4 protein-coding genes are annotated in these 7,436 nt (G+C 66.5%); all 4 read right to left on the bottom strand.

The genetic code is table 11. From position 1 onward, the window contains the following. Positions 1-1,306: 1,306 nt before the first annotated feature. A complete protein-coding gene (locus MMF94_RS42895) occupies positions 1,307-1,606 on the bottom strand; it encodes a hypothetical protein (protein ID WP_241043254.1) in 300 nt (99 codons plus the stop codon). A gap of 714 nt (positions 1,607-2,320) precedes the next feature. Then, the gene (locus tag MMF94_RS42900) at positions 2,321-3,502 is read right to left on the bottom strand and encodes an eCIS core domain-containing protein (RefSeq protein ID WP_241043255.1); all 1,182 of its coding nucleotides are present in this window, start codon (positions 3,500-3,502) and stop codon (positions 2,321-2,323) included. 1,556 nt (positions 3,503-5,058) lie between these two features. After that, a complete protein-coding gene (locus MMF94_RS42905) occupies positions 5,059-6,537 on the bottom strand; it encodes an FAD-dependent oxidoreductase (protein ID WP_277398972.1) in 1,479 nt (492 codons plus the stop codon). A 380-nt stretch (positions 6,538-6,917) separates the two neighbouring features. Then, a partial coding sequence (locus tag MMF94_RS42910; RefSeq protein WP_241043256.1) for a molybdopterin oxidoreductase family protein occupies positions 6,918-7,436 on the bottom strand: 519 nt, incomplete at its 5' end.

Raw genomic sequence — 7,436 nt, forward strand, 5'->3', positions numbered from 1 at the left:
ACGCGGTGGCCCCTCCTACGTGCTCAGGCACGCCGAACGGGGACCCCGGACTTACACCACCAGCGGGGACGTGACCCTGATCCCTGCGCAGCGAGGTTGCGAAAGCTGGCGCCGATGACGACAGCAGACCCCCGCACCTGCCACTACCGACGACTCCGCAGCTGCCGCTACGAGACCGACTCGCGACACTGCTCTCGCTCCCCCCAGGCGAGGGGACGTTGCGGTAAGGCGATCCCGCACGCACGATCCAGATCTTCAGTCTGCTTCTCGGCAAGCGGACCCGGATCGTGATCAAGATCTTCGGGACATAGAATTGCTCAAGTCCACCGTTTGTGGAGAAAGCGAGAAAACGGCTCACTGTCGAGAACGTAGAATGCTTTGTCTTCGCGGGTATGGCGGTGCAGGGGCGAGGCGTAGCCGTGGCTGCCCGTCTGTGGCGTCAGTGGTCGCCTTGCTCGGGCCCCTCGTCTGGGCCGAGGTGATAGAGCGAGGTCGTGCCGGGCAGGGTTGTCACAGCTGATTCTCTCGCCGAGTCGCAGGGGTCGTCGTTGATGAGGTGTCTGGGATCGGCCTGGGTCGCGAGGGGGACAGCCGGGGACCGCACGCTGTGTGCGCGGCTGCTCATACGGAGCAGGAGTGGGCTTCTCGCGCTGGGGTGAGCGCTTGTGACCTGCGCAGATGGCTACCCGCACGTCCTGGGGGTCAAGGGGTCGCAGGTTCAAATCCTGTCGTCCCGACGGGACGATGGGCGGTTCCCTACGTCGGGGGAGCCGCCCATCAGCGTTTCTACCTGCGGAAAGGCTGGGCTTGAGGGGTTGTACCTCGCCTGAGCCTGGAGACGTGGGGCGCAGGTTCTCGATCATGGTTTCTTGCTGAGTGACTAACTGAGTGACTGTCTGGTGAGTCGCGTGGGAAGAGGTCGTCCATCGCGGTGGTGCCTTCGTCGAGCACGGCCTGCAGTTGGTGGCGGTAGGCCTGTTCGGTTACTACGGTGCCGCTGTGGCTGACGAGGCGGGAGATGTCCTCAATGCGGACTCCCGATGCCGAGGGGAGGGATACGAAGCTGTGGCGGAGTTCGGGCGGGGTCCACGCGGCGGGGTTGGGGTCGGCGGCGGTGATCACGTGGCGGAATGATCGGCGGACGTTGTGGGCGTCGAGTGCGGTGCCGTCGGTGGTGGTGAACACCAGCGCGTCTGGTGGTGGTGGGTGTGGTGAGTGGTCGCGGTGGTGGCGGAGGGCGTCGTTCGGGACGATGCAGACGTGGACCCGGTGTCTGTGCATTGAATCCGAATCGACCCCGCCGCCGTCAGATCCTCCAGATCGATACCGACAGCGGCCGCCGCAGAGGCTTATGAGCCCTGACCAACGCGATCAGCGCAGTGGCCGCATCGAACAGCTCCACATCGGCGTCCGCACCGGCATCAGCGAGATCCTCACGCAGCGAGTCACGCTTGGACGCAGAGTCAGGCCTGCGCTCCACCGCCGAAACATCGACCGCCGTATAACGCCCGACGAGCAGGCCCTTCAGCCCAGCGTAGGCATCCTTGACAGCTGCGGCGGCGGTCTCGTTCAAACCCACCGAAGCGCCCAACGCCAACGCACTCACGGAGATCCAAGGGCTTCTCACCCATCCGGACGGCGGGCGGGGTTGGGCACGGTCGAGGCGTAACTCAACGTGAACTCGAGGTCATGGCGACGAGTGCTCCGTCGGCGTCGACGAAGACGACCATGCCGCCGTCGGGATGGCGGCTGGCGGTGCCGCTCACGACACGGGAATAGTCGAGCCTGTGACAGCTCGGTGGCTGTCACGTGGTCGGCTCGTGGTTGAGCGAAGCCGACAACAGCGCCGACAACAACGTGGGATGCGCTGGGCGGACGCGGACGACGTCGACGGTCGACGGTCGATAAGGTCAGAGCGTATGGGCTGGAACGTCGACCATCTGGAGGTTAAATGTCGACCGATGTAAGGCGAATCCACTCATCGTCATAAATCGTCCCCACGCGGACATCGCTGCGACGAAGGGCGCGCTGCGCCAGCAGCCTTGTTGAGATAAGTCGGGAATGCGGTCATCCTCTTGTGTATCCCCCGTTGTGTCCTCCGGTGAAGCCTCCATGGCCTCGCGATGGTGTCTTTAGCCGACTCTTGTGGTGCTCGGATAGTCAGGCTTCAAACCTGAACGATAGATATTTGAGGTGCCCCGCCGCCGGTTCGGGACAAGCGCTGTGAGCGTTCCACGTAGTGGGCACGACCTGCACCTCGAACAGTCCGGCGTGCAGGAAATCCTCGTCGACTTCTTGGCGCCGTTCAGCGACCAGACGGTCATGCGCCGTGCTTCGTCTCGGCCAGTCCGATTGCAACTCCAAAGTGCCGGCTCATCCGGCGGGCGACATTGTCCATCCACCGCAGGGAGTCCACCGTCCGGAGCCCGGGACGCACCTTGCGACCCATGTAACGACCGGACTTGTCGTTGATGACGAAATGGCCGGGCCCCTGCTCGCCCTCCGCCGGCCCGCTCCAGAGCAATTCCCCGGAGAACCTGGCCGGCTGGGTCTTCGTTCGGCCGAGCGACTCGAAACCTGCCGCAATGGTCGGATGGCCAGAGGCGTTCAGTCGCATCCGCAGGTCCTCCATGGTGAGCGCGGGGTCCTTCTCATGCATTCCGTTGAAGAGCCGAGTCCATTCTGCGTCCTCGACAACCGTGTCGATCATCTCGGTGCCCATCAGGATCTCTCCGCGGGCACCGACAGAGAAGCACCAGACGGCTTGTCGTCCCCGGTCCAGAAGGAGTGCTGGAGGAAAGTCCTCGAGTCGGTACCACACTGGGTTGAGCCGGACCTTTTCGTCGTCTGCAAGTTCGGATTCCGGCTTGACCCGGTGAGGTCCCACCAAGGGTCCGTAGTCGCGCTCCAGCCGTTTCCTCCGACCCGCATCCGCCAGCGCGGCCACGTCAGCGGTCTCCGAGGATCCGAAGAACGGCGCCCGCTGTACGGGCAGACCGGATCCGGTGTCGTGTGTCACGCCCGTGGCGAGCGGTCGGTCCAGCGAGGCCAGGGACCGGCGTCCGCCGACCGCGCGGTCCGCCATCATCTCGGCCTCACGTTCGAAACGATCGTGCGGATCGCTGATCGACAGGCCGTAACCCGCATCGGTGCCCGCCACCGGGCCACGGCTCTGCTGCCGCACGTGCCACAACTCGTGAGCCAGGGTATGCAGGTCACTCGCTCCGGCACCGAGCACCACGTGCTGACCAGAGGTGTAGGCACGGGCGCCGATCTCGAGTGCGGACCGCTGCGCGACCGTGTCGGTGTGCATCCGGACCCGAGAGAAATCCGCCCCGAAACTTTCCTCCATTCGGGCACGAACGCTCGACTCCAGCGACCGGCCACTACTGCGGAGCACTTCCGTCACACGTGTCGGTTCCGGCGCGGGCTCTGATTCAGCCCGTTGCAACTCGATCAACCGGGTGACCGCGCGATTACCCGCAGAACGCTGCAGGATCACCACGGCAAGCTGTTCTGGAGTATAGCCGCCTCTCGCCGACCGCGTCTCGTTGTGCCGTCGGTGACCATGTGCTGGAGGGTCCTGCACATGTTCGCCGCGACGGCCATGGTGACTGCGGTTGTGCAACTGATTTACTCCCCCATCCACATTCGGTGTCGATCTCGGCACAATTACTCCCCGAGGAGTATTTCGTGCGCTGAGTGACCGTCACCTAGCGTGGAGTAACGGTGGAACCGGGGGACCAATCTAACTTGAAGTGACGGCAAACGATCGGTGGATCCCACATGTGCTGCGCGACTCGCCTGTGTGGATTTATCTAACTTCTCTGTTGAAATGCACTTGATCTCCCCTAGGTCGCTTTTATGTGATTTGCAACATTTGAACGGCGCCACCCAGCGGCCGCACCGCCCCCGTCACAGAGGAGATTCACGGCCTCCGCTCGTCTGCGGTGCGGGGCGTGGCCACGCCAGGGTGCTCTGGGGAGCGCTGCAGGCCCTTAACCGCCGGCGTGGCGGCGTCGTCAACTGGGCGCACAACATGCTGTTGGCCAGCCACGCCGACGCGAACACCTGCGCCTGGGCGAGGCCGTGCAGATCCGTCGCTTTCGGCGTGGCGGATGAGCCGGGGAGATCAAGGTACTCATCACTGTGGACGGTGACGCGGGGGAGGGCGGCGGGGGACGCTGAGGGTCTCGGTAACGAGTCGAGCTCACGCGCCATGATCGCGCTCACGGGCACTTCTGTGACGCCGGGGCGAGTAGGGGAACCAGATGAGCAGGTCGACAGTTGTGGGGAAACCGATCCCGGTCGTGCGGGGGATGCCTTTCGTGGGCAATGTTGCTGAGCTCGCGCGCGATCCCGCGGCGTTTTTCGTCCGCGGGTACTGCGCGCTCTTGAAATTCTGCTCGCCGAGCCCGGCGCGTCTCGTCGGTTAGCGCTGGTATCGGCGCTCGCTTCACCAAGATCTGACTACGGGGTGCAGTTCAGGAAGCGCGAAATCGCCTAGGGCATGTCGCGCATGGGAGTCGCGATCTGAACGATGCTGACCTAGATGAGGTGCTGGACGCCTACTTTAGGCTGCTATGGTGCTTCGAGCGGATCAATGTCGGACGCAACTTAATGCGAAAGTACTCCTGGCTCGGACGATCCCCAAGAATGTATCTTGATCAACTCGTCGCGTGGCATGTCCGAGAATGGATGTGCAACTTTGGGAACGGGTCCGACGACAACAAGGTTCGGGCGAGGCTGGATGTGCCTCTCCGGATGCGCAATTGACTGGACCCCGCGAAGGCGCCCATCAGCGTTTCTACCTGCGGAAACCCGGAGAGCGCCGGTCCCACCTGCCTGTCTTGTGGATCATGATCCCGTCTGTCCACTGTGGTTGATGAACGTCAAACAGATGACGACGTCGAAGGTCGGATGGACGGTGACCACGTAAGGCGACGATCGGGTGCGCCGGAAGATGTAGCGAAGGATCGGTCGATGCCCGCGTAGGTACGTCTAGTTGGAGGGGAGACCGTCGTCGCGGCCTCCCAGCCATCGGCCGACACAGACCGTCTATACCGCCTTATCCTCCCGCACCAGCCCGAGCACTGGGGGCTCGCTCTGGGCCAGCCACGCACAGATGTCCCGGATGGTCTTGCAGCAGCTCCCGCAGCCGGTGCCGGCGCGGGTAGCCCGGCTCAGCGCGGGCGCATCCGTGGCCCCGCCGCGCCAGGCGGCCACGAGCGCCCCCTTGGTCACCGTGTTGCAACGGCACACCACCGTGGACGCCAGTAGATGGCCGGGATCCGCTGTTTCGGGTACGCCGGGGAGAGCCCGGCCGAACAGGAGGCCGAGCCGGTCGGCGGGGGCGGGCATGCCGGTGTCGTAGAACTGGATCATCGACGCGGCGGCGTCGGGAAGCCCGATCATGGCGCCAGCGACGACGCGATCACCGAGCAGGGCGAGGCTGGCGTAGCGACCGCCCACCGGGTCGGCGAAGCGCAGCACCTCGGCGCCGAACCCGTCCAGGGCGCGCGGGTCGCCCACCGTTGCGAGATCGACGTCGCAGGCCTTGAGCCGGGTGACCGGGAGGGTGCCGCGGTAGCGGACGCCCGGATCTGCCCCGGTGACCAGGTCGGCGAGCACGCCCGCCTGCTCCCACCCGGGTTGCACCAGTCCGGCGGTCGTGCCTGCGTGCTGCGCGCAGTCGCCGATCGCGTGCACGCGTGGGTCGGACGTGGTCAGTTGGTCGTCCACGAGCACCCCACGGTCCACTGCGATGCCGGCATCCGCCGCGAGGCCGACCTCGGGCCGCACCCCGGCGGCGATCACCAGCGCATCGGCGGGGACGAGGCTGTCGCAGGACTCGACGGAGCCGCGACAGCGCAGCCCGACCCCCGGCTCCCAGCCCACGGCCTGGCGTCCCAGCTGGACATCGACGCCCAGCCGGCGCAGCGTAGCCGCCAACACCTCGCCCGCACCCGGGTCGAGCTGGTGCCCCATCAGGTGCGGCTTCGAGTGGACCAGCGTGACGTCCATTCCGCGCCCGACCAACCCGCGCGCGGCCTCACACCCGAGGAGCCCACCGCCGAGCACGGCGAACCGCGCGCCAGGGCAGGCGAGCGCGATGATCCGCTCGCAGTCGGCGAGATCCCGGAACGTCACGACGCTCGGGTCGGCGATCCCGTCGATCGGCGGCAAGCAGGCGCGGCTGCCGGTCGCCAGCACGACATCGTCGTAACGCTCGCCGCCGCAGTGGGCGTCGTCGGTGTGCACGACACGGCGCTCGCGGTCGATCGCAGTAGCGGTGACCCCGATGCGCAGGTCGACACCCGCGCGGACTGCCCAACCAACCGGGTGCAGCTCCACCGCCGACGCCGGCAACCCACCGGCCAGGACCGTGGAGAGCAGCACCCGGTTGTACGCCGGCCTCGGCTCGGCTCCCAGCACAGTCACCCGGACCCGCGCGCCCTTCGGATCTCGGCGCCGCACCTCCTCGGCGAACCGGGCACCGACCATGCCGTGTCCCACCACGACAACCCGGCGACTCACGACGACCGACCGTAGGCCGGCCCGGCAACACGGACGGCACTCGGAGTGACACCGGCACCGACAGGCCCGGATCCGAACTCGACGCCCCAGGTACGGGTGAGCGAATCCGCGCCCCCAGCCTGCTCACGCAGCTCGGCATTGCGACGCAAAATGACGATCCGTACTCCCTTCCGCACGAACCGGCGGACGGCGTGGGCACCGATCCCCGATGGGCCGCCGGAAATGAAGGCGGTCTGATCAGTGGATTTCATGGGTGATTCCTGTCTTTCGCTGGCCTCGGTCAGCGACCGCTTGCGCGGATGGTCGGCCGCGCAGGGTGCTCGTCGATGGCGGGCTTCCGCACAAGAGATCGGCGGAGGCCTGGCCCGGTTCTTCGTCGTTCAGATCCGCTCGAGGCGTACCGCGCACACCTTGAACTCCGGCATGCGGCTGATCGGGTCCAGTGCCGGATTGGTGAGGAGGTTCGCGGCCTGCTCGGCGCCGAAGTGGAACGGCAGGAACACGGTGTCGGGCCGCAGCGTTGCCACGCACCGCACTCGGACTGTGGTCGTGCCGCGACGAGATGCCACGCGCGCCCACTCGCCGTCGGAGAGCCCTGCGCGGGTGGCCGTGTCGGGATGTACCTCGACGTAGCACTCCGGCACGATCTCCGTCAGCTCATCCACGCGGCGGGTCTGCGCGCCGGACTGGTAGTGCACCAGCACCCGGCCCGTCGTGGCCCGCAGCGGGTATTCGGCGTCCGGTAGCTCGGCCGCGTCCGTGTGATCGACGGCCACGAGCCGCGCCCGGCCGTCGGCGTGGGCGAACCGCTCGGTGAACAACCGCGGGCTGCCGGGGTGGGCCTCCTCGCCGGGAGGGCGGGCCGGGCACGGCCAGTGCAGGGCCTCCCCCGCGTCGAG

It is taken from the genome of Pseudonocardia alaniniphila (assembly GCF_022524485.1).
Classification (GTDB): domain Bacteria; phylum Actinomycetota; class Actinomycetes; order Mycobacteriales; family Pseudonocardiaceae; genus Pseudonocardia; species Pseudonocardia alaniniphila.